Source organism: Pseudomonas sp. St290, assembly GCF_018325805.1.
In the GTDB taxonomy this organism is placed as follows: Bacteria; Pseudomonadota; Gammaproteobacteria; order Pseudomonadales; family Pseudomonadaceae; genus Aquipseudomonas; species Aquipseudomonas bijieensis.
The window spans coordinates 1,386,016-1,411,443 of sequence record NZ_AP014703.1 but is presented as its reverse complement, the minus strand read 5'-3'; the positions used below and the strand labels follow the sequence as shown (position 1 = coordinate 1,411,443).

Annotated in this window: 21 protein-coding genes and 2 tRNA genes; 17 read left to right on the top strand and 6 right to left on the bottom strand. The window is 61.5% G+C overall.

Annotation, left to right across the window (positions count from 1 at the left end):
* The first annotated feature begins 9 nt into the window (after nt 1-9).
* The 3 genes from PBDP_RS06120 to pdeM all read left to right on the top strand — a co-directional run bounded on the left by PBDP_RS06120 (nt 10) and on the right by pdeM (nt 4,046).
* On the top strand, nt 10-774 hold the full coding sequence (locus tag PBDP_RS06120; protein WP_109755690.1) for an ABC transporter ATP-binding protein: 765 nt from the start codon (nt 10-12) through the stop codon (nt 772-774).
* A 129-nt stretch (nt 775-903) separates the two neighbouring features.
* On the top strand, nt 904-3,390 hold the full coding sequence (locus PBDP_RS06115) for a ligase-associated DNA damage response DEXH box helicase (protein ID WP_212801956.1): 2,487 nt from the start codon (nt 904-906) through the stop codon (nt 3,388-3,390).
* Nucleotides 3,390-4,046, top strand: coding sequence for a ligase-associated DNA damage response endonuclease PdeM (gene pdeM, locus PBDP_RS06110; protein WP_176688533.1), 657 nt, complete (start codon nt 3,390-3,392; stop codon nt 4,044-4,046). Before PBDP_RS06115 ends, pdeM begins: the two co-directional genes overlap by 1 nt.
* Nucleotides 4,047-4,082: 36 nt before the next feature.
* Here pdeM and PBDP_RS06105 read toward each other — a convergent pair whose 3' ends face one another.
* Both PBDP_RS06105 and dcd read right to left on the bottom strand, forming a co-directional pair.
* Nucleotides 4,083-4,298 carry a hypothetical protein gene (locus tag PBDP_RS06105; RefSeq protein ID WP_109755687.1) on the bottom strand — a complete coding sequence of 72 codons (216 nt, stop codon included), beginning with the start codon at nt 4,296-4,298 and terminating at the stop codon, nt 4,083-4,085.
* Nucleotides 4,299-4,401: 103 nt separating this feature from the next.
* Nucleotides 4,402-4,968: a dCTP deaminase gene (gene dcd / locus PBDP_RS06100; RefSeq protein WP_003184751.1), complete on the bottom strand. Its 567-nt coding sequence runs from the start codon at nt 4,966-4,968 to the stop codon at nt 4,402-4,404.
* A 354-nt stretch (nt 4,969-5,322) separates the two neighbouring features.
* On the opposite strand from dcd, the gene PBDP_RS06095 reads away from it, so the two are divergent.
* Nucleotides 5,323-5,532 carry a cold-shock protein gene (locus PBDP_RS06095; RefSeq protein ID WP_002554837.1) on the top strand — a complete coding sequence of 70 codons (210 nt, stop codon included), beginning with the start codon at nt 5,323-5,325 and terminating at the stop codon, nt 5,530-5,532.
* A 195-nt stretch (nt 5,533-5,727) separates the two neighbouring features.
* Here the strand turns inward: PBDP_RS06095 and PBDP_RS06090 are convergent, their stop codons facing one another.
* Nucleotides 5,728-6,735: a DUF481 domain-containing protein gene (locus PBDP_RS06090; RefSeq protein WP_109755686.1), complete on the bottom strand. Its 1,008-nt coding sequence runs from the start codon at nt 6,733-6,735 to the stop codon at nt 5,728-5,730.
* Between the two features lie 154 nt (nt 6,736-6,889).
* On the opposite strand from PBDP_RS06090, the gene PBDP_RS06085 reads away from it, so the two are divergent.
* The 4 genes from PBDP_RS06085 (at nt 6,890) to PBDP_RS06070 (ending at nt 11,663) form a co-directional block, all read left to right on the top strand.
* Nucleotides 6,890-7,243: an MGMT family protein gene (locus PBDP_RS06085; protein WP_109755685.1), complete on the top strand. Its 354-nt coding sequence runs from the start codon at nt 6,890-6,892 to the stop codon at nt 7,241-7,243.
* A 44-nt stretch (nt 7,244-7,287) separates the two neighbouring features.
* On the top strand, nt 7,288-8,847 hold the full coding sequence (locus PBDP_RS06080) for an AmpG family muropeptide MFS transporter (RefSeq protein WP_109755684.1): 1,560 nt from the start codon (nt 7,288-7,290) through the stop codon (nt 8,845-8,847).
* Between the two features lie 129 nt (nt 8,848-8,976).
* On the top strand, nt 8,977-10,692 hold the full coding sequence (locus PBDP_RS06075) for a proline--tRNA ligase (protein ID WP_116831595.1): 1,716 nt from the start codon (nt 8,977-8,979) through the stop codon (nt 10,690-10,692).
* A 17-nt stretch (nt 10,693-10,709) separates the two neighbouring features.
* Nucleotides 10,710-11,663 (top strand): hypothetical protein, encoded by a 954-nt coding sequence (locus PBDP_RS06070; RefSeq protein ID WP_109755682.1) that lies wholly within the window; start codon nt 10,710-10,712, stop codon nt 11,661-11,663.
* A gap of 157 nt (nt 11,664-11,820) precedes the next feature.
* Here PBDP_RS06070 and dinB read toward each other — a convergent pair whose 3' ends face one another.
* On the bottom strand, nt 11,821-12,882 hold the full coding sequence (dinB, locus tag PBDP_RS06065; protein ID WP_109755681.1) for a DNA polymerase IV: 1,062 nt from the start codon (nt 12,880-12,882) through the stop codon (nt 11,821-11,823).
* Between the two features lie 282 nt (nt 12,883-13,164).
* On the opposite strand from dinB, the gene PBDP_RS06060 reads away from it, so the two are divergent.
* The 4 genes from PBDP_RS06060 (at nt 13,165) to PBDP_RS06045 (ending at nt 17,634) form a co-directional block, all read left to right on the top strand.
* Nucleotides 13,165-13,241 (top strand) — tRNA-Met (locus PBDP_RS06060).
* 233 nt (nt 13,242-13,474) lie between these two features.
* Nucleotides 13,475-13,551, top strand: a tRNA-Met gene (locus PBDP_RS06055).
* A 151-nt stretch (nt 13,552-13,702) separates the two neighbouring features.
* Nucleotides 13,703-16,345 (top strand): bifunctional lysylphosphatidylglycerol flippase/synthetase MprF, encoded by a 2,643-nt coding sequence (mprF, locus tag PBDP_RS06050; RefSeq protein ID WP_116831594.1) that lies wholly within the window; start codon nt 13,703-13,705, stop codon nt 16,343-16,345.
* Complete coding sequence (locus PBDP_RS06045; RefSeq protein ID WP_109755679.1) at nt 16,345-17,634, top strand: virulence factor family protein; 1,290 nt, start codon at nt 16,345-16,347, stop codon at nt 17,632-17,634. Before mprF ends, PBDP_RS06045 begins: the two co-directional genes overlap by 1 nt.
* Before the next feature lie 255 nt (nt 17,635-17,889).
* Here the strand turns inward: PBDP_RS06045 and PBDP_RS06040 are convergent, their stop codons facing one another.
* The gene (locus PBDP_RS06040) at nt 17,890-19,731 is read right to left on the bottom strand and encodes a potassium transporter Kup (protein WP_502936872.1); all 1,842 of its coding nucleotides are present in this window, start codon (nt 19,729-19,731) and stop codon (nt 17,890-17,892) included.
* 334 nt (nt 19,732-20,065) lie between these two features.
* Here PBDP_RS06040 and rimO point away from each other — a divergent pair, with 334 nt between their 5' ends.
* The 5 genes from rimO (at nt 20,066) to tsaA (ending at nt 24,391) form a co-directional block, all read left to right on the top strand.
* Nucleotides 20,066-21,406: a 30S ribosomal protein S12 methylthiotransferase RimO gene (gene rimO / locus PBDP_RS06035; RefSeq protein ID WP_003198379.1), complete on the top strand. Its 1,341-nt coding sequence runs from the start codon at nt 20,066-20,068 to the stop codon at nt 21,404-21,406.
* Between the two features lie 237 nt (nt 21,407-21,643).
* Nucleotides 21,644-22,117: a GNAT family N-acetyltransferase gene (locus PBDP_RS06030; RefSeq protein WP_109755676.1), complete on the top strand. Its 474-nt coding sequence runs from the start codon at nt 21,644-21,646 to the stop codon at nt 22,115-22,117.
* An 82-nt stretch (nt 22,118-22,199) separates the two neighbouring features.
* The gene (locus PBDP_RS06025) at nt 22,200-22,910 is read left to right on the top strand and encodes an rRNA pseudouridine synthase (protein ID WP_109755675.1); all 711 of its coding nucleotides are present in this window, start codon (nt 22,200-22,202) and stop codon (nt 22,908-22,910) included.
* A 57-nt stretch (nt 22,911-22,967) separates the two neighbouring features.
* Nucleotides 22,968-23,429 carry a YehS family protein gene (locus PBDP_RS06020; RefSeq protein ID WP_063322707.1) on the top strand — a complete coding sequence of 154 codons (462 nt, stop codon included), beginning with the start codon at nt 22,968-22,970 and terminating at the stop codon, nt 23,427-23,429.
* 263 nt (nt 23,430-23,692) lie between these two features.
* Complete coding sequence (gene tsaA, locus PBDP_RS06015; RefSeq protein WP_212801954.1) at nt 23,693-24,391, top strand: tRNA (N6-threonylcarbamoyladenosine(37)-N6)-methyltransferase TrmO; 699 nt, start codon at nt 23,693-23,695, stop codon at nt 24,389-24,391.
* 204 nt (nt 24,392-24,595) lie between these two features.
* Here the strand turns inward: tsaA and fpr are convergent, their stop codons facing one another.
* Nucleotides 24,596-25,375 carry a ferredoxin-NADP reductase gene (fpr, locus tag PBDP_RS06010; protein WP_003198368.1) on the bottom strand — a complete coding sequence of 260 codons (780 nt, stop codon included), beginning with the start codon at nt 25,373-25,375 and terminating at the stop codon, nt 24,596-24,598.
* Between the last annotated feature and the right edge of the window lie 53 nt (nt 25,376-25,428).

The window sequence follows — 25,428 nt, the reverse complement described above, 5'->3', positions numbered from 1 at the left end:
GCATGCTCCATGTACAAACTGACCATCGAAGGCCTGCATAAAAGCTATGGCGAACATGAAGTGCTCAAGGGCGTTTCGCTCAAGGCCAAGACCGGCGACGTCATCAGCCTCATCGGCGCCAGCGGCTCAGGCAAAAGCACGTTTTTGCGCTGCATCAACTTCCTGGAACAACCCAACGACGGCGCCATGAGCCTGGACGGCCAGCCGATCCAGATGATCAAGGACCGCCACGGCATGCACGTGGCCGACGCCAACGAACTGCAACGCATCCGCACGCGCCTGGCCATGGTGTTCCAGCACTTCAACCTGTGGAGCCACATGACCGTGCTGGAAAACATCACCATGGCGCCGCGCCGGGTGCTGGGTGTCAGCAAACAGGAAGCCGACGACCGCGCCCGTCGTTATCTCGACAAGGTCGGCCTGCCGGCGCGGGTTGCCGAGCAGTACCCGGCGTTCCTCTCCGGCGGCCAGCAACAGCGCGTGGCCATTGCTCGCGCCCTGGCGATGGAGCCGGAGGTGATGCTGTTCGACGAACCGACCTCGGCCCTGGACCCGGAGCTGGTGGGCGAGGTGCTGAAGGTGATCCAGGGCCTGGCCGAAGAAGGCCGGACCATGATCATGGTGACCCACGAAATGAGCTTCGCCCGCAAAGTCTCGAATCAGGTGCTGTTCCTGCACCAGGGCCTGGTGGAAGAAGAAGGCAGGCCGGAAGACGTGCTGGGCAATCCCACCAGCGAACGCCTCAAGCAGTTTCTCAGTGGCAACCTGAAATAAACCTTGTGGCAAGGGGATTTTGTGGGAGCAAGCTTTGCTCCCACAGGCCCCCTGCACTGACTCCCCATTAAACCTTTCATCGCTCGCCGTGGTCACTGAAGAAGGACTTTCAGGGCGCACACGGCAGGCATGGCGACATCCAACGACTTCGCAAACCAGTGGTTCAGCGCCCGCGGCTGGAAGCCGTTCGCCTTTCAGAAGCAGGTCTGGACCGCCGTCAAGCGAGGACAATCCGGTTTACTGCATGCCAGCACCGGTGCCGGCAAGACCTACGCCGTGTGGTTCGCCGCCCTCAACCGCTACGCCCGCCCCGCCCCACCGCCGGATAAACCGCGCAAACGCAAACCGCCGGCCGAGCCGCTCACGGTGCTGTGGATCACGCCAATGCGGGCGCTGGCTGCCGACACTGGCAAAGCCCTCGAAACGCCCCTGGCAGACCTGAACCTGCCGTGGAGCGTCGGCCTGCGTACCGGCGACACCAGTGCCAGCGAACGCGCCCGCCAGGGCCGGCGCCTGCCAACCGCGTTGATCACCACTCCCGAAAGCCTGACCCTGATCCTCGCCCGGGCCGATGCGCAAGTCGCCGTCTCGAGCCTGCGCATGGTCGTGGTGGATGAATGGCACGAGTTGCTCGGCAATAAACGTGGTGTGCAATTGCAACTGGCCCTGGCGCGCTTGCGGCACTGGCATCCCGAACTCATCGTCTGGGGCGTGTCCGCGACCCTGGGCAACCAGGCCCACGCCGAACAGGTATTGATCCCGCAGGGCAACGGGGTCAGCGTGCAGGGGGCCGACGGCAAGGCACTGCAGGTCGACACGCTGATACCCCCGGCCCTCGAACGCTTCCCTTGGGCCGGGCACATCGGCCTGAAAATGCTGCCCCAGGTCGTTGCCGAAATCGACGCCAGCAGCAGTTGCCTGGTCTTCACCAATACCCGGGCACAGTCGGAAATCTGGTATCAGGCGCTTCTTGAGGCGAGGCCCGATTGGGCCGGGCTGATCGCCCTGCACCACAGCTCGCTGTCGCGTGATACCCGGGACTGGGTGGAACAGGCATTGAAGGACGGCCAGCTCAAGGCGGTGGTCTGTACGTCCAGCCTGGACCTGGGGGTGGATTTCCTGCCAGTGGAACGGGTACTGCAGATCGGTTCGGCCAAGGGCGTAGCACGTCTGATGCAACGGGCCGGGCGCTCCGGCCACGCACCGGGGCGCGCCTCGCGGGTGACGCTGGTGCCGACCCACAGTCTGGAGTTGATCGAGGCCGCCGCCGCACAGGACGCCGTGGCCCAACGGCGCATCGAACCTCGCGAATCGCCCCACAAGCCGCTGGATGTCCTGGTGCAGCACTTGGTCAGCATGGCCCTGGGTGGCGGCTTCGTGCCCGATGAACTGTTTCGGGAAGTGCGCGGCGCCTGGGCCTACCGCGATCTCAACCCAGCCGAATGGGCCTGGGCCCTGGCTTTCGTACGTCATGGCGGCCTGTCCTTGACCGCCTACCCTGACTACCGACGGGTCGAGCCGGACGAACACGGGATCTGGCGCGTCCCCGACGCACGCCTGGCCCGCCGCCACCGCATGAGCATCGGCACCATCGTCAGCGATGCCAGCCTGCAATTGAAGTTCTGGAGCAAGGGCGGAGGCGGCAAGCCCCTGGGCAGCGTAGAGGAAGGCTTCATCGCCCGCCTGCGCCCCGGTGACGGTTTCCTGTTCGCCGGGCGGCTGCTGGAATTGGTCCGGGTCGAAGACATGACCGCCTACGTGCGACGCAGCCAGGCCAAGAAAGCCGCCGTACCGCGCTGGAACGGCGGACGCATGCCGCTCTCCAGCGAACTGGCGGCCGCCGTCGTGGCCCGTTTGAGCGAAGCCGCCGCGGGCCGTTTCGAGGGCCCGGAGATGCAGGCCGTGCAGCCCTTGCTGCTGACTCAGCAACGCTGGTCCGGGTTGCCCACGCAAAGCACATTACTGGCCGAAGCCCTCAAGTCCCGGGAAGGCTGGCATCTGTTCCTCTACCCATTTGCCGGACGCCAGGTTCATCTGGGCCTGGCCAGCCTGCTGGCATGGCGTGTCAGTCGGCAACAACCGCTGACGTTTTCCATTGCGGTCAACGATTACGGCCTGGAGCTGCTCAGTGCCACGGCAGTGGATTGGTCGCAGTACCTGACCCCGGGACTGCTGAGCGTCGATCACCTGCTCGCCGACGTGCTTGCGAGCCTGAATGCCGGGGAACTGGCCCTCAGGCGCTTTCGCGAAATCGCCAGGATCGCCGGGCTGGTCTTCGCCGGCTACCCCGGTGCGCCGAAAAGCACCCGGCAAGTGCAGGCGTCCAGTGGGCTGTTCTTCCAGGTGTTCAAGCAATACGACGCCGACAATCTGTTGCTGGCCCAGGCTGGGGAGGAAGTTCTGCGTGAAGAATTGGATATCCATCGACTGGAGCAGACCTTGCAACGCCTCGATACCTTGACGCTGGACCTGCACGTGATCAAGCGCCCCACCCCACTCGGGTTCCCGCTACTGGTGGAGCGGTTCCGGGAAAGCATGAGCTCGGAAAAGCTCGCCGACCGCATCCGGCGAATGGTCAGCGAGCTGGAAAAGACTGCCGATCGCGGTGACGCCTGATGCCAGCGCCCTATCCTGTCAGCCTGGCCGGAGAAGAACTCTGGTTGCTCCCGGAAAAAGCCCTGTACTGGCCCGCCCAGGAAACCCTGATGGTGGCCGACGTTCATTTCGGCAAGGCCGCCGCCTACCGCAGCCTCGGGCAACCGGTACCCCATGGCACCACCGCCAGCAACATCGCCGTACTCGATGCAATACTGGCCAGCCTGCCGTGTCGACAGTTGCTTTTCCTCGGGGATTTTCTCCACGGCCCGGGCTCCCACGCGCCCGGCACCTTGCAGGCCCTTGCCGATTGGCGTGAGCGACATCCGCACCTGGCCATGACGCTGATTCGGGGCAACCATGACAAACGCGCCGGCGACCCACCGCCAGCGCTGAATATTCGCGTCGTACCGGAGCCCCTGCTGCTGGGCCCTTTCGCCGTACAACACGAGCCTGACCCGCACCCCAGCCGCCATGTGCTGGCCGGTCACGTGCACCCGGTCTACCACCTGAGCGGCAAAGGCCGGCAACGCCTGCGCCTGGCCTGCTTTCGACTGGGCAGCGAGATCAGCCTGCTACCGGCCTTCGGTGCGTTCACGGGCGGCTATCGAGTCGAGCACGACAGCGATTGCAGGATTTTTGTCCTCGGCGATAACGAAATATGGCCCGTCAACTGAAGCACGCGGTGCTATCGCTGCCGGGCCATCGTCTCATCAGGCAACAGGCGCAGGAGGCGGCTCATCCGGCAAGGTCGGTTCGCCGGGTTCAGTGGGATCGTTGGGTTGTTCGTTGGGAGTATCGGGATCGGGCTGGCCGGGAATGCCACCCGCCGCTTCGGCAGGATGGGCCAGCAATGACCAGGCCATGACGCCGATCTGATTGGGCTCAAGCCTTGCCAGTTCGGCACTGATTCGCGGATCGATCTTCATAGAGCAACTCCTGAGCGAAGGCCCGCTGCGCTGACGCACAAAAAACGGGCAGTACACGCAATAGAGTGCCTACCCGCCCAGGAATTCCAGCAGCTCGTCAGATTCAGGTACGCGGCAGCGTTACACCGCGCTGGCCCTGGTATTTGCCGCCACGATCCTTGTAGGACACTTCGCACTCTTCATCGGATTCGAGGAACAGCATCTGCGCCACACCCTCGTTGGCGTAGATTTTCGCCGGCAAGGTCGTGGTGTTGGAGAATTCCAGGGTCACGTGGCCTTCCCACTCCGGTTCCAGCGGCGTGACGTTGACGATGATGCCGCAACGGGCGTAGGTGCTCTTGCCCAGGCAAATGGTCAGCACGTTGCGCGGAATGCGGAAGTACTCGACAGTGCGGGCCAGTGCGAAGGAGTTCGGCGGGATGATGCAGACATCGCTCTTGACGTCGACAAAGCTCTTCTCGTCGAAGTTCTTCGGGTCGACGGTAGCCGAATTGATATTGGTGAACACCTTGAATTCGTCGGCGCAGCGCACGTCGTAGCCGTAGCTGGAGACACCGAAGGAGATCAGCCGGTCGGCGCCTTCGCCACGCATCTGGCGCTCGACGAAGGGCTCGATCATGCCGTGCTCTTGCGCCATGCGGCGAATCCACTTGTCCGATTTGATGCTCATGGCGGTTTCCTGAAATAGCGAGGTGGAAAAAATACGTCCGGCATCTTACCGGGGCACGGGGCCGGGTTCAAAGCGCGACACGCAATTCTCGCCGATCCACCTTGATTTCCGGGTCCTGACGGCAATACCGCGCACCGCCAGTCACTAAATCCGAGAAACCTTCGCAAAGACCATTGGCACGTTCCGGAAAAAGGGTTAAGGTGGCGCCACTGTGCTGCTTGTGTCACTGAGAATCTCTACACGATATGTTGAATTTCGATCCAACCATCTACAAGAATTTTTCCTGCTCTTTGCACTCAGTCTCGGCCAGGGTTCTTCCTGAGTCGCAGTTATCTTTGTTCAAGGAGTTACACCATGTCTAATCGCCAAACCGGTACCGTTAAGTGGTTCAACGATGAAAAAGGCTTCGGCTTCATCACTCCACAATCCGGTGACGACCTGTTCGTTCACTTCAAAGCTATCCAATCCGACGGCTTCAAAAGCCTGAAAGAAGGCCAACAGGTTTCTTTCATCGCTACCCGCGGTCAGAAAGGCATGCAAGCTGAAGAAGTTCAAGTTATCTAACTTGTCCTTGCTTTAGTAAAAGGCCCCGCCCTCAAAAGCGGGGCTTTTTTGTGCCTGTCAGTTTTCTACTGTGCACAAAAAACTGTGGGAGCGGGCTTGCTCGCGAAAGCGGTGGATCAGCAACATCAACGTTGACTGACACACCGCTTTCGCGAGCAAGCCCGCTCCCACATGGGTTTGCTGGTTAGCCTGGGACTACCAGGTAACGCCAAACCCAGCCGTGTAGCGCGTCTTGCTCAAGTCGCTGTCTTCGGTACCCTCGATGACATCCTTCTCGGCCTTGAGGTTGAGCGACGCCCAATCGGTCACCTTATAGCGCAACCCGATCTCTGCGTCGTAAGCGTAATCCGCCACATCGGACAGCGGTTTGCCCACTTCGCCGTTGGTGAAGAACTCGACGCGCTTGCCAATCAGGTAGCGGTTGTAGTCCCACTTCATGGCGACGGAATAGAAGTTGTCCTTGCCGCCGTCACGGTATTCATAATCGGTGCGGTTCAACAGCGAACCCAGCGAGAACGCACCCAGCTCGTCATCCCAGAATTGATAGCCCGGACCGGTACCCACCACGCGCTGGCGCGCCAGGTCTTCGACTTTGTCCCGCTTGTAGTTCAGGCGGCCTTGCCAGAACCACTTGTCCGTCAGGAACCGGTCGAGGGAATACTCCAAGCGCCAGTTATCGGCGGAAACCACATCGTCCTGGAACTCACGGTTGTATTCGCCTTCGGCTGTGTGCCGCCATCTGCCGTGGCGTGCCGAAGTCTTGAAGTCGATGTCGTAATCGTCGGTATCGTTTTCCGCACGCTGGTAATCCAGCGCGGCATCGATATTGCCTTTCCACACCAGGTCCTCGACCACCGGCTTGGGCTTGAGAATCTGCTGGATACTGGCCAGCTCGACGGTCTTGGGCGCATCACCGTTGGCCAAAGTGACCTTGCCATCCTCGGCCGCCTGCAACGCCTTGGCTTTCTCGCCGGTATAGGCATCCTGCTTGACCAGGAGTTGCTGGTCACTCTCCAGGGTCTTGACCTGTTTCCAGTCAATGGGAATCGCACCGGCGTAATCGGTCTGGATCAGCAGCTTGCCGCCATCGAAAACGGTAATCTTGCCACTGAGTTTGTCCCCATTCTTCAACCAGACAGTGTCGGCGAGCAAGGGCGTAGAGGCGCTGGCAACAGCCAGGCATAGCAGGGTTCTAGACAACATAAGCGATAAAGGGCTCAAGTTTGCGGTGAAAAGGCGGCATTATCCCCCAGGATGACACCTCAGCAAGGACTGACCCGTGTATGGGTGATGAGTTCATTTCTCAATCAACCTTGTAGGAATTAATCTACAGACGGACACCCGAGGAGCCCCCAACGTGACTGATACCCCAGCGGATACCGAGAACGCTGCCCAAATCCGCCGCACCACCCTCTACCTGACCCTGGCACAAGTGCCGGCGGGCAAGGTCGTCACCTACGGCCAACTCGCCGAAATGGCCGGCCTGGGCCGTGCGGCGCGCTGGGTCGGGCGGACCCTCAGCCAATTGCCGAATGACACCAAGCTGCCCTGGCACCGAGTCTTGGGTGCCGGCGGTCGGATCAGTCTGCCGGTGGGCAGCTCTTCAGGAGATGAACAGCGCGCACGCCTGCGCATGGAGGGAGTCAGTGTCCTGAACAATCGTGTTGATATTCAGCGCCATGGCTGGCGCCCGGTAGAGCACAGCGGTTAGAGTGCGCGCTTTGTTTTCGCAATTTTTGAGGCAGACTCCAGCCCATGCCCCGTAAAACCTGGCGCGCCGCCCTCGCCGCCTATGCCAGTCCCTCGACGCTCGTGCTGTTGCTGCTTGGCTTCGCCGCCGGCTTGCCCTACATGCTGGTGTTTTCCACGCTTTCGGTCTGGTTGCGCGAGGCCGGCGTGGCCCGCGAAACCATTGGCTATGCGAGCCTGATCGGCCTGGCGTATGCCTTCAAGTGGGTCTGGTCGCCGCTGCTCGACCAATGGCGCCTGCCGCTACTGGGCAAACTGGGGCGTCGCCGCTCATGGCTGGTGCTCTCCCAGGCCTTGGTGATCCTCGGCCTGATCGGCATGGGCTTTTGCGACCCACAAAAACACCTGTCCTGGTTGATCGCCATCGCCGTCATCGTCGCCTTCGCCTCCGCGACGCAGGACATCGCCGTCGACGCCTATCGCCTGGAGATCGCCGACGACACCCGCCAGGCCGCCCTCGCCGCCAGCTACATGTCCGGTTATCGCATCGCCGCGCTATTGGCCACCGCTGGCGCCCTGTTCTTCGCCGAAGGATTTGGCTCCACCGGCTTCAGCTACAAGCACTCGGCCTGGGCCGGTACCTACCTGCTGTTCGGCGTATTGATGGTCCCGGCGCTGCTGACCTCGCTGTTCATGCGCGAGCCGCCAGTGCCGCTGCGCACCCAATTGCAGGCCGGACGCTACACGTTCGTTCATCAGTTGGCGTCGGTGTTCGTGCTCATCGTGCTGCTGGTGTCAGTCCCGGCGATGTTCACCCAACTCTACAACACCGATTTCGCCAGCGTGCTGTTCGAGGGCGTCAGCCTGCTCGACCTGCTGCTCGAAGACCGTGCGTTCCTGCGGGCCATCCTCTACATCATCCTGACTGCCCTGTGCCTGTCGGCCATGGGTCGCCGTGGACTGGCGCCAGTGCTGACGCCGGTCAACGATTTCATCCTCCGTTACCGCTGGCAGGCCCTGCTGCTGCTCGGGCTGATCGCAACCTATCGGATGTCCGACACGGTCATGGGCGTCATGGCCAACGTGTTCTACATCGACCAGGGCTTCACCAAGGACCAGATCGCCAGCGTCAGCAAGATTTTCGGGCTGATCATGACCCTCGTCGGTGCCGGCATGGGCGGCCTGCTGATCGTCCGTTTCGGCATCCTGCCCATCCTGTTCATAGGCGGTGTCGCCTCGGCCGGCACCAACATCCTCTTCCTGATGCTCACCGACATGGGCGCCAACCTGAAGATGTTGATCGTCACCATCTCCCTGGACAACTTCAGCTCCGGCCTGGCCACTTCAGCGTTCGTCGCCTATCTGTCGAGTCTTACAAACCTGAAATTCTCCGCCACCCAATACGCCCTGCTCAGCTCGATCATGCTGTTGCTGCCGCGCTTGATCGGTGGTTATTCAGGGGTGATGGTGGAGAAGTTCGGTTATCACAACTTCTTCCTGATCACCGCCCTGCTTGGCGTGCCGACCCTGGTGCTGATCGCCCTGCACTGGTTCCAGGAGAACCGGCGCCAAGATTCGCCCCCGACCGAGGAACCGGCGCCCACCCGGCCCGCAGAAGAGTCGTAGGAAACTTCAGCAAACGCCGGGGAAACCGGCGTTCGCACCTGGCGACCGGCCACGCGCCTGTACGCCAGGGCATCTCGCCCGTACAATGCTCCGTCACTTCTCGTCATCAGCAACCGACAACGGCCAACCATGCGCACCAGTCAATTTTTGCTCGCCACACAGAAAGAAACGCCTTCCGACGCCGTCGTGATCAGCCATCAGTTGATGCTGCGTGCCGGCATGATCCGCAAACTCGCCTCGGGCCTGTACACCTGGCTGCCGATGGGCCTGCGGGTCATGCGCAAGGTGGAAGCCATCGTTCGCGAAGAGATGGACGCCGCCGGTTCCCTGGAAGTGTTGATGCCGGGCACCCAACCGGCCGAGCTGTGGCAGGAATCGGGGCGCTGGGAAGAGTACGGCCCTGAGCTGCTGCGCATCAAAGACCGTCACGGTCGCGACTTCTGTGCAGGCCCGACCCACGAAGAAGTGATCACCGACCTGATGCGCAACGAGTTGAGCAGCTACAAGCAGTTGCCGATCAACCTGTACCAGATCCAGACCAAGTTCCGTGACGAGATTCGTCCACGCTTCGGCCTGATGCGCGGTCGCGAATTCATCATGAAGGACGCCTACTCGTTCCATACCGACCTGGCCTCGCTGCAAGTCACCTACGACCGCATGCACCAGGCGTATTGCAACGTGTTCACCCGCCTGGGCCTGAAATTCCGCCCGGTTGAAGCCGACAACGGCTCCATCGGCGGTGCCGGCTCCCACGAGTTCCACGTACTGGCCGAGTCCGGCGAAGACGACATCGTCTTCAGCAATGGCTCCGATTACGCCGCCAACATCGAGAAAGCCGAAGCCGTGCCGCGGGAAACCTCCCGCGCCGCGCCGACCGAAGAGCTGCGCCTGGTGGACACTCCGAACGCCAAGACCATTGCCCAGTTGGTGGAAGGCCACAACCTGCCGATCGAACGGACCATCAAGACCCTGATCGTCCGCGCGGAAGAAGCCGGCAAGCTGATTGCCCTGATCATCCGTGGCGATCATGAGCTGAACGAAATCAAGGCCGCCAACCAGCCTGGCGTCGCCAGCCCGCTGGTCATGGCCACCGACGCCGAACTGCGCGACGCCATCGGCGCCGGTGCCGGTTCCCTCGGCCCGCTGAACCTGCCGCTGCCGATCATCATCGACCGCTCGGTGGCGTTGATGAGCGACTTCGCCATCGGTGCCAACATCGATGACAAGCACTATTTCGGCGTGAACTGGGAACGCGACCTGCCGGTGCCAACCGTCGCGGACCTGCGCAACGTCGTGGCCGGCGATCCGAGCCCGGACGGCAAGGGCACCCTGGAAATCAAGCGCGGCATCGAAGTCGGGCACATCTTCCAGCTGGGTAACAAGTACAGCAAGGCGATGAAGTGCGAAGTGCTGGGCGAGAACGGCAAGCCGGTCACCCTGGAAATGGGTTGCTACGGCATCGGCGTTTCCCGCGTGGTGGCAGCCGCCATCGAGCAGAACAACGACGAGAAAGGCATCATCTGGAGCGACACACTGGCGCCTTTCCAGATTGCCTTGGTGCCGCTGCGCTATGAAACCGACCTGGTGCGTGAAGCCACCGACAAGCTCTACGCCGAATTGACGGCCGCCGGCTTCGAAGTGCTGCTGGACGACCGCGACAAGAAAACCAGCCCCGGCATCAAGTTCGCGGACATGGAACTGATCGGCATCCCCCATCGGATCGTCGTCAGTGACCGTGGCCTGGCCGAAGGCAACCTGGAATACAAGAGCCGCACCGAGGCCGAGCCGCAAGCGCTGCCGGTCGCCGACGTGCTGTCGTTCCTCCAGGCCCGTATCCGCCGCTGACACCAGATAGAGACGTCATGTTCAAGCGAAACACCTTAGGCCTCGGTGGCGCCGCCCTGTGTGGCGCCCTGCTGGTCAGCGGCTGTGCCAACCAGATGTCACAACGCAGCGAGCACGAAGAGCGGGTCGAGCGTAAATTGCTCGACCACAGCCTGCAGATCGACGTGGGCGAACCCAAGGTGCTCGACCTGCCCCAGCGGCGGGTGCGAATCAACGAGCAGAAGACTTTCGAAGTCACTGAGTTCGAGGTCACGCGCCATTACGATCGTTACACGCCGTACCAACCCTGGCGGGAGATTTACGAAATCCCCTTGGGTGCCGTGGCCGTGGTGGCCGGTGTCGGCGCGAACGTGGTCAATGTGTTCGCCCTCGGCAGCCTGCCGGACACCGTGACCCGTGACTGGATCAGCTATGGTTTCGCCGGGCTCAACCCATTCATGAACGTCCCTTCCCATGGTCGTGCCCAGCAGAACCTGGCGGGCATCGACGAAGTCCAGCGCGACAAGCGCACGGAACACTCGAGCCTGCCTTGGAGCGAACGCCCGGTGGAGGTCAAGGCCGCCCGGCAGACCTTCGAGCTGAGCACCGACCGTAACGGCGTGCTGCGCTTGAACCTGCTGGAAAGCCCGTTCGCCGAACAGGATCTGAGCCAGTTCGGCAAATTGCAGATCAGCGTGACGGATGCCCAGGACGAAGTGCACACCGACTCATCCCTGAGCATCAGCAGCACCTTGCGCAGCAAGCTGCTGGAAGCCCATGCGTTGATCTACGACGACCTGGAAGACGACGAAGTGAGCCAGTGGGTTCATCGAGTCAAGCGCCTGTCGGAGCTGGGACTGGAAGAAGAAGCCAGCGAACTGGAGCAGAGCCTGATCGAACTGACCCGCAATGATCCAGAGCTGCAAGCCGAATTCATGAAAGCGCTGACCAAGGATGGCGGGCGGCTGGTGGCGGATCCTGGCGTGAATTGAAATACCTCCTGCGGCAGGAGGTTGTGTGAAGGAGAGACCTGTGGGAGCAGGGCTTGCCCGCGAGGGCGGTCTCAAGGATGCCATCGCGAGCAAGCCTTGCTCCTACAGGATTCCCTTGCCACAAGGACCGCGCCAAGCAGGGCACTCATCGTCAGCCTCACCGCTCAAACAACTCCAACTGCTCGAACCCACCGCGCAAATCTTCCAACCGCACGCCTATCCCCAATAATCGCACCGGTTTACCACCGCGGTTGAACGCCTGGGTCAACAGCAATTGGTAACTGCCCAGGTCCCGCCCCGCCCCAGCCTGCTCCAGAGTGGTCTGGGTGAAGTCGTGGAACTTCACTTTGACGAACGGCTTGCCCGGCCGATAACTGCTGTCGATCCGCGCCATGCGTCCGCTGAGGGTTTCCATCAGTTCCGGCAGCTTGTCTAGACAGCTCACCAGGTCGGGCAGGTCGACATCGTAGGTATTTTCCACACTGATGGACTGCCGTCGGCTGTCGTTGTGCACCAGACGCTCATCGATCCCACGGGCCAGGCTCCAGAGCCGCTCACCGAAACTGCCGAATTCGCGCACCAGCGCCAACTTGTCCCATTGACGCAATTGCAGGCAATCGACGATACCAAGCCGGTTCAGCTTATCGGCGGTGACTTTTCCAACACCGTGGAGCTTGCTGACCGGCAGGGCCGAGACGAAGTCCTCGACCTGGTCCGGGGTGATGACGAACAGGCCGTTGGGCTTTTTCCAGTCACTGGCGATCTTGGCCAGGAACTTGTTCGGCGCGACGCCTGCGGACACGGTGATGTGCAACTGGTTGGAAACGCGTCGGCGAATATCCTGGGCGATGCGGGTGGCGCTGCCACCGAAATGAGCGCTGGCGGAGACGTCCAGGTAAGCCTCGTCCAGCGACAGCGGCTCGATCAGGTCAGTGTAATCGCTGAAAATCGTATGAATTTCCCTCGACGCTTCCCTGTAGGCATCCATTCGTGGCTTGACGATAGTGAGATCCGGACAGAGCTTCAACGCGTGACCGGAGGACATGGCCGAGCGTACGCCATAGGCACGAGCCTCATAATTACAGGTGGCAATCACGCCCCGCCGATCCGCCGAACCACCCACCGCCAGGGGCTTGCCGGCCAGCCGCGGGTCATCGCGCATCTCGATAGCGGCATAGAAGCAGTCACAGTCGACGTGGATGATTTTACGTTGCGTCATAAAGAAGCGGAGTGTGCGACGAATCGGGTCACCAGTATCGCACTCGCACCTGTATATAGCACCAGTAGTTTGAAAGATCCTTCGCTCAGTAAGGAAAGTGCCTACATAAATTTATTTATTCAATCGCAGCGAATCATCCGATAGAGCGCCAGCCCTTGCCAGGCCTGCGTCACAGCGCTGTCACAATGCCCTTTACCAAGTCTAAGCGCTTGAAGCGGAACAGGTTTTTATGACGCCGGGGTTGACAGCAAGGCGATCCTCTGTAGAATGCCGCCACACAGACGCGGGATGGAGCAGTCTGGTAGCTCGTCGGGCTCATAACCCGAAGGTCGTCGGTTCAAATCCGGCTCCCGCAACCAAACATCAAGAAAGGCTACTCGAGAGAGTGGCCTTTTTTGTGCGTGCTCGTTTTTGACTACATGATCAGAGAGTCGCCGCCTGCGCCCCTCCACGCCCCCCCCCAAGTTGTAGGACAATTCCCTTACATTCCGAGCATTTAGGAAGACCAGGTGTGGATCGCTCGTTTATTTGGCCCCATCGCCTTTTAACGGTTGACACTCGGGCGTTCGCCTGTAGAATGCCGCCACACAGACGCGGGATGGAGCAGTCTGGTAGCTCGTCGGGCTCATAACCCGAAGGTCGTCGGTTCAAATCCGGCTCCCGCAACCAAATATCAAGAAAGGCTGCTCGAAAGAGTGGCCTTTTTTGTGTCTGGCGAAAAAGACTTCATTACAAATGTTTTGTAATTATTTTCTGCCGCAGGGATTGGTAACTTGGCTGGATACCCCCATCCTGTCGCGCATAGCTCAAGAGGTGATTGATGCGCGCCCACTCGTCTGACCCGCAAGACTCCGCTACTGCGACACAACCGATCAAGGCCGAGCGACTGCGTTGGCTGGATCGGATCAGCCAGTACCGCCAGCCCATCGGCCTCGCCGTCACGCTGCTGCTGTTTGCGATTGCATTGATTGCCTGCCGCCACCTGCTGAGCGAGCTCGATCTGTACGCCCTGCACGACTCTATTCTGGAGGTGCCCCGGCCAGCCCTGCTCGGTGCGATCGCCGCCACGGTGGCCGGTTTCATCATTCTCCTGGGCTACGAATGGTCCGCCAGCCGTTACGCCGGAGTGACGCTGCCACCACAAACCATGGTCCTGGGCGGATTCACCGCGTTCGCCATCGGCAATGCCATTGGCCTGTCACTGCTGTCGGGCGGTTCGGTGCGCTACCGCCTGTATGCGCGTCATGGCCTGGGGGCCTCGGATGTCGCCCACATGACGCTGTTCGCCAGCCTGTCCCTGGGCTGCGCGTTGCCGCCGCTGGCGGCCCTGGCGACCCTCAGCAACCTGCCCGCCGCGTCCGCCGCGCTGCACCTGCCTGCGACTTTGCTGGGGGCCATTTCCGTGGCGGTGCTGCTGCTCACCAGCGTGTTGGCCATCGGCATTTACCGCCGGCGCCTGCCGGAACAGCCTCATCGGGACAGCCTGTTGGTCAAGGCCGGGCGCCGCACACTGCGCCTGCCGGGCCGACGCCTGACCTTTCTGCAACTGGTGATCACCGCGCTGGACGTCGCCGCCGCCGCCACCGTGTTGTATCTGTTGCTGCCCGAGGCGCCGCCGTTCGGCGCTTTCCTGCTGGTGTACCTGCTGGCGCTGGCCGCCGGGGTGCTCAGCCATGTACCGGGCGGTGTCGGCGTGTTCGAAGCGATCCTGCTGGCCGCGTTTGCCGACAAACTCGGCGCCGCCCCACTGGCCGCCGCGCTGTTGCTGTATCGCTTGATCTACGTGCTGCTGCCGATGCTGGTGGCTTGTGTATTGCTGCTGATCAATGAAGCGCAACGGCTGTTCCAGACGCGCCAGACCCTGCGGGCGGCATCGGGCTTCGCGGCACCGATCCTGGCAGTGCTGGTGTTCCTCTCGGGCGTGGTGCTGCTGTTTTCCGGGGTGACACCAGAAATCGACACCCGCCTGGAGCACATCGGTTTCCTCATCCCTCATCGGCTGGTCGACGCTTCGCACTTCGGTGCCAGCCTGGTGGGCGTGTTGTGCCTGTTGCTCGCCCAGGGGCTGCGTCGCCGCCTGTCGGCGGCCTGGATGCTGACCACTATTTTGCTGCTGGTGGGCGCCCTGCTCTCCCTACTCAAGGGTTTTGACTGGGAAGAAGCCACGTTGTTGACGCTGACGGCCTCCCTGCTGGCGGTATTCCGACGTTCCTTCTATCGTCCGAGTCGCCTGACCGAGCTGCCGTTTTCCCCACTGTTCCTGATCGCCAGCCTTTGCGTGCTTGGCGCGTCGATCTGGCTGTTGCTGTTTGCTTACCAGGACGTGCCCTACAGCCATCAACTCTGGTGGCAGTTCACCCTCGACGCCGACGCCCCTCGTGGCCTGCGCTCGCTGCTGGGGGCGGCAGTGCTGCTGGTGGTGGTGTCCCTGACCTGGCTGCTGCGCACCGCCCGGCCGGTGATCCATTTGCCGACCGCAGAAGAACTGGAGCGGGCCAAGACGATCCTCATGGCGTCTTCGCAACCCGACGGTGGCCTGGCCCTGACCGGTGACAAGGCATTGCTGTTTCACCCCAACGACGAAGCCTTCCTGATGTATGCCCGCCGTGGTCGCAGCCTGGTGGCGTTGTATGACCCTATCGGGCCAACCCAACAACGGGCCGAAATGATCTGGCAGTTCCGTGACCTGTGTGACATCCACCATGCCCGCCCGGTGTTCTACCAGGTGCGTGCCGAGAACCTGCCGTACTACATGGACATCGGCCTGACAGCCATCAAGCTGGGCGAGGAAGCACGGGTCGACCTCAAGCGTTTCGATCTCGAAGCCAAGGGCAAAGAGATGAAGGACTTGCGTTACACCTGGAACCGCGGCACCCGTGACGGGCTTTCGCTGGAGATCCACGAACCGGGCCAGGCGCCGATGGATGAGCTCAAGGTCATTTCCGATGCCTGGCTGACCGGCAAGAACGTGCGCGAGAAAGGTTTTTCCCTGGGCCGTTTCAGCGACGACTACCTCAAGCACTTTCGTATCGCGGTGATTCGATTCGAAGGCCGCCCGGTCGCATTCGCCAACCTGCTGGAGACCCACAGCCATGATCTGGCCAGCCTCGACCTGATGCGCGCCCACCCCGAAGCCCCGAAGCTGACCATGGAGTTCATGATGGTCGGCCTCATCCAACACTATAAGAACCATGACTTTGCCCGTTTCAGCCTGGGCATGGTCCCACTGTCGGGCCTGCAGCCGCGTCGTGGCGCACCGCTGACCCAGCGCCTAGGCTCGATGGTGTTCCGCCGTGGCGAGCAGCTCTACAACTTCCAGGGGCTGCGCCGCTTCAAAGATAAATTCCAGCCTGACTGGGAACCTCGTTACATGGCCGTGCCCGCCGGACTCGATCCGCTGGTGGCGCTGGCCGATACTGCCGCCCTGATTGCAGGCGGCCTGACTGGACTGGTGAAACGCTGATGATGCAACGCTCCTGGCGATACGTAGTGGCCGCCCTGCTGGTGCTGGCGGTGATTCTCGGTGGCGGTTACTGGTACTGGAACCGCCCGGCCCCGCAACCCACCCTGGAACAACTGGCGCCCGCCGACGGCGTGGCAATGACCCGGGTCATCCCTGGCACCAAGCCACGTGCCCAGGTGCTGGTGGCGGTCAATGAAGACCAGAAGCTCAGCGACACCCAATTGACGACCCTCAGCCGCAGCGGCTCGGCACAGATCGTCCAGGTGATCCTGCCCAAGGACTGCATGCTGCAAGGCCGCGCCCTGCAAGCGGGCCTGCGGCAGCTCCAGGGGCCGGCCACGCTGGTTAGCGGCATCGGCCCTGGCGCCGTACTGGCCTGGCGCTGGCTGGCCGAGCAGAAAGACGACAAGGCCAAGGCCGTTTCGGTGGACCTGGCCCTGGAAAAACCCGGCTGCACGCACTTGCTGCCCAAAAGCGCGGCCCATGGCCACTGGCTGGTGGCGTGGAACGATAACCCTGACGACACCAGCGCCGGTTTCGTACGGGATCAGAAAAATGCCGAAACCAGCATCAGCGACTACGACATCAACCTGCCGCAAGTGCTGAACAACGAACTGCGCAAGATCCTGGTAGGCGCCGACAAGGGCAAGGGTGGCCTGAGCATCCCGGTGGTGGAAGTCCCAGCCAGCCAGGCGCGGGACACCGTAACCCTGTTCCTCTCCGGCGACGGTGGCTGGCGTGACCTGGACCGCGACGTGGCCGATGAAATGGCCAAGATCGGCTACCCAGTGGTCGGTATCGACACCCTGCGCTACTACTGGCAGCACAAGAGCCCTGAGCAGAGCGCGGTCGACCTGGCCGAACTGATGCAGCACTACCGTCAGATCTGGGGCACCAAGCGCTTCATCCTGACCGGCTACTCCTTCGGCGCCGACGTGCTGCCGGCCATCTACAATCGCCTGCCAGCCACCGAACAACAGCGGGTCGATGCGATCATCCTGCTGGCCTTCGCCCGCACCGGCAGCTTCGAGATCGAAGTCGAAGGCTGGCTCGGCAACGCCGGCACCGAGGCGGCCACCGGCCCGGAAATGGCCAAGCTGCCTGCCGAGAAAGTGGTGTGCATCTATGGCGGCGAAGAGGCTGACGAAAGCGGTTGCACCGACAAGACCGCCGTGGGCGAAGCCATCAAACTGCCTGGCGGCCACCACTTTGACGAAAACTACCCGGCCCTGGCCAAGCGCCTGATCGATGAGATCAACAAGCGCCAGAGCAAGCCTGCCGACCAGTGACCTGATGCAGGCTTAACGAGAAGCCCCTGCAGCCTTTACGGATGCAGGGGCTTTTTTGTGGTCGTTCGATTTGCACATACCCCTGTTGGAGCGAGCCTGCTCGCGATGACGGCAGCACAGTCAACATCACCGTCAACTGACCCTCAGCTATCGCGAGCAGGCTCGCTCCCACAAGGATTCATTAGCATCTTACATTTGGGTCGCCCACAAAAAAGCCACCGCCGCCGCAAGGCAACGGGGGCTTCTTGCCCAGGCTTACATTTCGACCTGCGTTCCCAATTCAATCACCCGGTTCAGCGGCAGATTGAAGAAGCGCAGATTGCCGTTGGCATTTTTCAGCATGAAGGCGAACAGTATCTCGCGCCAGCGGGCCATACCCTCGAGCTTGGAGGCAATGACGGTCTCGCGGCTGAGGAAGTAGGTCGTGCGCATCGGACTGAAGTCCAGGTCATCCAGATGGCAAAGCTTGAGCGCCTGCGGGACGTCCGGCTCGTCGGTAAAGCCGAAGTGCAGGATCACCCGGAAGAACCCTTCGCCATAGGCGTCGACCTCGAAGCGCCGTTGCGGCGGCACCCGGGGGATATCTTCATAGACCACCGTCAGCAGTACGACTTGCTCATGCAGCACCTGATTGTGCAACAGGTTGTGCAACAACGCGTGGGGCACTGCGTCCGAACGCGCGGTCAGGAACACGGCGGTACCCTGGACACGGTGAGGGGGCTGCACGCGGATGCTGCTAATGAAGATCGGCAGCGGCAGCGCCCCTTCATCCAGGCGATCCACCAGCAACTGCTTGCCGCGCTTCCAGGTGGTCATCAGCACGAACAAGGCAATGCCGGCGATGACCGGGAAAGCGCCGCCCTGGATGATCTTCGGCACGTTGGCAGCGAAGTACAGGCCGTCCACCAGCAGGAAACCGAACAACAGCGGCACCGCCAGAAACGGCGGCCATTTCCACAACAGCAGGATCACCGAGGACACCAGGATCGTGGTCATCAGCATGGTACCGGTCACTGCCACGCCGTAGGCCGAGGCCAGCGCGCCGGAAGACTCGAAACCCAGTACCAGCAGCACCACGCCGACCATCAGCGACCAGTTCACCGCACCGATGTAGATCTGGCCCTGCTCGGCGCTGGAGGTGTGCTGGATGTACATGCGCGGGATATAACCGAGCTGAATCGCCTGACGCGTCAGGGAGAACGCGCCGGAAATCACCGCTTGCGAAGCGATCACCGTGGCCAGGGTCGACAGGCCCACCAACGGGATCAGTGCCCAGCTTGGCGCCAGCAGATAGAACGGGTTGCGCGCCGCTTCCGGGTCACCCAGCAGCAACGCCCCCTGGCCGAAATAATTGAGCACCAGCGCCGGCAACACCAAGATGAACCAAGCCCGGGCGATCGGTTTGCGGCCGAAGTGGCCCATGTCGGCGTACAGGGCTTCGGCGCCGGTCAGTGCCAGCACCACCGCGCCAAGGATCGCCACACCCATGCCAGGATGGACGACAAAAAAGCGCACAGCCCAGGCCGGGTTGATCGCATGCATCACTTCCGGTTGCTGACTGATGCCGTAAACGCCAAGAGCGCCGAGCACCAGGAACCAGGTGACCATGATCGGGCCAAACAGGATGCCAATCCGTGCGGTACCGTGGCGCTGGATCAGGAACAACCCCACCAGCACCACCAACGACAACGGCACCACCCAGTGATCGATGCCTTCGAACGCCAGGCCAAGGCCTTCAATTGCCGAGAGTACGGAAATCGCCGGGGTGATCATGCTGTCGCCGTAGAACAGCGCCGCACCGATCAAGCCGCAGACCACCAGGAATGTCCGCAGTCGTGCCTTTCCCGCCGCCGCTCGCCGCGCCAGGGCAGTGAGCGCCATGATCCCGCCCTCGCCCTGGTTGTCGGCGCGCAGGACGAACATCATGTACTTGATCGACACGACCCAGATCAGCGACCAGAAAATCAGCGAGAGAATCCCCAGCACCCCATCGTGATTGACAGGCACGCCATAGGCACCGGAAAACACTTCCTTGAGGGTGTACAACGGGCTTGTGCCGATATCGCCATAAACCACTCCGACCGCCGCGACCAGCATGCTCAGCGGCTTCGCTGCCGAATGCTCGGCACCCGCCGCCTGACTACTTGCATGACCCATCCAACACTCCCGATTCCCAGACCTGTCTTCTTGAACGAAGCACTTTGTTTTGCTGAAGCAGCATGCGCTGTTTTACGTATTGTTACAGACGTTTCGTTGACTGTAGCAATCGTCAGAACGCAAAGGCGCGAAGCATAGCGCAGCACTCGTCGCATTTCCCGGTATAAAGCTGGTCAAGTGCGTCGGCCATGGATAGAATTGCGCACTTTTTGATCAGAGGCGCGCCAGGCGCCCTGTCTCGGCAAGAGACGATCCCCCTACACCGAGGTTAGACATGTCCACCACTACCGCGCCAGCCAATCCGAAGGTTGGCTTCGTATCCCTGGGTTGCCCGAAGGCTCTGGTCGACTCCGAGCGCATCCTGACCCAACTGCGCATGGAAGGCTATGACGTAGTGTCCACTTACCAGGACGCCGACGTGGTGGTGGTCAACACCTGCGGCTTCATCGATTCGGCCAAGGCCGAGTCCCTGGAAGTGATCGGCGAAGCCATCAAGGAAAACGGCAAGGTCATCGTCACCGGCTGCATGGGCGTGGAAGAAGGCAACATCCGCAACGTGCACCCGAGCGTGTTGTCCGTAACCGGTCCGCAGCAGTACGAGCAAGTGGTCAACGCCGTCCATGACGTGGTGCCACCGCGCCAGGACCACAACCCGCTGATCGACCTGGTGCCGCCGCAAGGCATCAAGCTGACCCCGCGCCACTATGCCTACCTGAAGATTTCCGAAGGCTGCAATCACAGCTGCAGCTTCTGCATCATCCCGTCGATGCGCGGCAAGTTGGTGAGCCGCCCGGTAGGTGATGTGCTCGACGAGGCCCAGCGCCTGGTCAAGGCCGGCGTCAAGGAGCTGCTGGTAATCTCCCAGGACACCAGCGCCTACGGTGTCGACGTGAAATACCGCACCGGCTTCTGGAACGGCGCGCCGGTGAAAACCCGCATGACCGAACTGTGCGAAGCCCTTAGCACCCTCGGCGTCTGGGTCCGCCTGCATTACGTCTACCCGTACCCGCATGTCGACGAACTGATCCCGCTGATGGCCGCCGGCAAGATCCTGCCGTACCTGGACATCCCGTTCCAGCACGCCAGCCCGAAGGTCCTCAAGGCCATGAAGCGCCCGGCGTTCGAAGACAAGACCCTGGCTCGGATCAAGAACTGGCGCGAAATCTGCCCCGACCTGATCATCCGCTCGACCTTCATCGTCGGCTTCCCCGGTGAAACCGAAGAAGACTTCCAGTACCTCCTGGACTGGCTGACCGAAGCCCAGCTCGACCGCGTCGGCTGCTTCCAGTACTCGCCCGTCGAAGGCGCACCGGCTAACGACCTGGACCTGGACGTGGTGCCGGACGACGTCAAGCAGGACCGTTGGGAACGTTTCATGGCGCACCAGCAAGCCATCAGTTCGGCGCGCCTGCAAATGCGCATCGGCCGTGAAATCGAAGTGCTGGTGGATGAAGTGGACGAGCAAGGTGCCGTGGGCCGCTGCTTCTTCGACGCCCCGGAAATCGATGGCAACGTCTTCATCGACAATGGCAGCAACCTCAAGCCGGGTGACAAGGTCTGGTGCAAGGTGACCGACGCCGACGAATACGACTTGTGGGCTGAACAGATCGGTTGATCTGCCGCGCTTTACAGGCTGCTGCATGACCTGTGGGAGCCGAGCTTGCTCGCGATGGCGGTGTATCAGTCAGCATGAAAGTTGGCTGACACGACGCCATCGCGAGCAAGCTCGGCTCCCACAGATGCTTTCACAAGCCGAAAAATTGAAAAGCCCTGCCTTGCGACAAGATGCGGGGCTTTTTTACGGCTATCGTATGAAGAAATCCGGGACATCCAGCACAAGGAACTGACGGGCATGCGCCAGCATTCGGTCATCCACACCCCCAAACCCAGCGATTATCAGGAACTGACCCAGGTCTGGGAGGCTTCGGTGCGGGCCACTCATGACTTTCTGCCGGACAGCTATATCGAGCTGCTGAAAAACCTGGTGCTCACCCGTTACCTCGATGCGGTCATGCTCATTTGCACCCGGGATACTCGCCAGCGAATCACCGGTTTCGCCGGTGTTGCCGCCGGCAAGATCGAGATGCTCTTCATCGACCCGCAACACCGTGGCCAGGGCCTGGGCAAACAACTGCTGCACTACGCCATGGAACACCTGAACGCCGATCAACTGGACGTCAACGAACAGAACCCGCAAGCCCTGGGCTTTTACCTCAAGCAGGGGTTCGAAGTGATTGGGCGCTCGGCACGGGATGGCATGAACCAGCCTTATCCACTGCTGCACATGCGCTACAAACAGCCCGACCTGAAGGCCCGACGCGGCTAAAAGCCACACGAGGCAAATGGACCCGCGATTAACCCGCGCCAGGCAGGTACAATGCCCACCCTCTTTTTGTTACGGCCCTGTCATGACTGACCCGATTCGTCTCTCCAAACGCCTCATCGAACTCGTCGGCTGCTCCCGTCGGGAGGCTGAGCTGTTCATCGAGGGCGGCTGGGTCACCGTGGATGGCGAAGTGATCGATGAACCGCAGTTCAAGGTCACTACCCAGAAAGTCGAACTCGATCCCGAGGCCAAGGCCACCGCGCCGGAGCCGGTGACCCTGCTGCTGAACGTCCCGGCAGGCACCGATGTAGACACTGCAATGGCCTCCCTTGGACCGCAGACCCTGAGCGAAGAACATCGCTTCGGCAAGCGGCCGCTCAAGGGCCACTTCCTGCGCCTGACCGCCAGCGCCGACCTGCAGGCCAACGCCAGCGGGCTGCTGGTGTTCACCCAGGACTGGAAGATCCTGCGCAAGCTCACCGCCGACGCCGCCAAGATCGAGCAGGAATACGTGGTCGAAGTCGAAGGCGAGATGGTCGCCCATGGCCTCAATCGCCTGAACCATGGCTTGAGCTACAAGGGCAAGGAACTGCCGGCGGTCAAGGCCAGCTGGCAGAACGAGAACCGCCTGCGCTTCGCCATGAAAAACCCGCAACCGGGTGTGATCGCACTGTTTTGCCAGGCGGTCGGCCTCAAGGTGGTCGCCATCCGCCGCATCCGCATCGGCGGCGTGTCCATCGGCAAGGTGCCGCTGGGCCAGTGGCGCTACCTGTCCGCCAAAGAGAAATTCTAATTTTCCGGCGCCCCGCAGAGCCGGGGCGCCCATTGCCGATTGATCAGGACTGCACACATGATTCACAACGACGTACTGCGCAGCGTGCGCTACATGCTCGACATCAGCGACAAGAAAGTCATCGAGATCATCAAGCTCGGCGGCCTGGAAGTCTCCCTGGCGGACCTGGCGGGCTACCTCAAGAAAGACGAGGAAGAAGGCTTCGTGTTCTGCCCTGACGAGGTCATGGCGCATTTTCTCGACGGTCTGGTGATTTTCAAGCGTGGCAAGGACGAAAGTCGTCCGCCGCAGCCGATCGAAGTGCCGGTGACCAATAACATCATCCTCAAGAAACTGCGGGTGGCCTTCGAACTGAAGGAAGACGACATGCACGCCATCCTCAAGGCCGCCGAGTTCCCGGTGTCCAAGCCGGAGCTGAGCGCGCTGTTCCGCAAATTCGGACATACCAACTACCGCCCTTGCGGCGACCAGTTGCTGCGCAACTTCCTCAAGGGCCTGACGCTGCGCGTGCGCGGCTGACCTTGAAGGGCCGCTGATTCTTGAATATCTGCTGACTTTTGCAGAGCTGTTGTGGCGAGGGGATTTATCCCCGCTGGGCTGCGAAGCGGCCCCCAAACCAGACAACTCGGTGTAACAGGAAGATTGAGTTCACTTCTTTTAGGACTGCTGCGCAGCCCAACGGGGATAAATCCCCTCGCCACAAAAAAGTTCTCGCCATACGAACAGTGTCAATCTTGGCCGCGCGTTATGATGCTCTTTCAACCTCGCCCCGATCCCTGCCCATGACCTACACCGTCTCCCCCATCGGCTTCGTCCGCTCCTGCTTCAAGGAGAAGTTCGCCATCCCCCGTCAACCGCAACTGGCCCCGGCCGCGCGCGGTGTGCTGGAGCTGGTGGCGCCGTTCGACCAGGGAGATGCGGTGCAAGGGCTGGAGCAGGTCAGTCATGTCTGGCTGCTGTTCCTGTTCCATCAGGCCTTGGAAGACAAGCCACGGTTGAAGGTTCGTCCACCGCGCCTGGGCGGCAATAAGTCCATGGGCGTATTCGCCACCCGCGCCACCCACCGACCCAACGGCATCGGCCAGTCGGTGGTGAAGCTGGAACGGGTCGAAGCCGGGCGCCTGTGGATCTCGGGTATCGATTTGCTGGACGGCACGCCAGTGCTGGACATCAAGCCCTACGTGCCCTACGCCGACATCATCGATTCGGCGTCCAACGACATTGCCAGCGCCGCGCCTGAGCTGATCCCCGTGCAATGGGCGGACACCGCCCTGCTGCAGGCCCAAGATCACGCCACGCGCCTGGAAGAGCCCTTGGTGGCGCTGATTGAACAGTGCCTGGCCCAAGACCCACGCCCGGCGTACCAGATTCCTACAGCCGAGCGGGAGTACGGCGCGCAGTTCTGGGACCTGGACGTTCGCTGGCATTACCCACAGCCGGGGGTGATCCGGGTGCTGGAAGTGATTCCGGCGAAATCGTAACCGCCAGAAACGAAAAAGCCCGCGCTGCCTTCTTCAGGTAGCGCGGGCTTTTTTTGGCTGTCTGGACCGAGTCACGACCATCGCGAGCAGTCTCGCTCCCACATTTGATCTGCAGTGGATACGAGATTTGTGTTCACACAGGATTCATTGTGGGAGCGAGCCTGCTCGCGATGGCGATCATTCAGCCACCGCAGATGTCGAGGTTTACTTCTCTACAAACGCCCGCTCGATCAGGTAGTCACCCGGCTCGCGCATACGCGGCGAAACGGTCAGGCCGAAGCTGTTGAGCACTTCGCTGGTCTCGTCGAGCATGCTTGGGCTGCCGCACAACATGGCGCGGTCGTCCTGCGGATTGATCGGCGGCAGGCCGATGTCGCGGAACAGCTTGCCACTGCGCATCAGGTCGGTCAGGCGACCTTCGTTCTCGAACGGTTCGCGCGTCACGGTCGGGTAGTAGATCAGCTTTTCACGCAGCGCTTCGCCGAAGAACTCGTTCTGCGGCAAGTGCTCGGTGATGAATTCGCGATAGGCGACTTCATTGACGTAACGTACGCCGTGGCACAGGATCACCTTTTCGAAACGCTCGTAGGTTTCCGGATCCTGGATGACGCTCATGAACGGCGCCAGGCCAGTGCCGGTGCTGAGCAGGTACAAATGCTTGCCAGGCTTGAGATCGTCCAGCACCAGCGTGCCAGTGGGCTTCTTGCTGATGATGATCTCGTCGCCTTCCTTCAAGTGCTGCAACTGGGAGGTCAGCGGACCGTCAGGCACCTTGATGCTGAAGAACTCGAGATGCTCTTCCCAGTTCGGGCTGGCAATCGAGTAAGCGCGCATGAGCGGGCGGCCGTTGGGCTGTTGCAGGCCGATCATCACGAACTGGCCGTTCTCGAAGCGCAGGCCCGGATCGCGGGTGCACTTGAAGCTGAACAGAGTGTCGTTCCAGTGATGAACACTGAGGACACGCTCGTGGTTCATGTTGCTCATGTACGGTGACTCCTGGGGAATGATGCCTGCGTCGTTAATTTGCGCAATTGCAT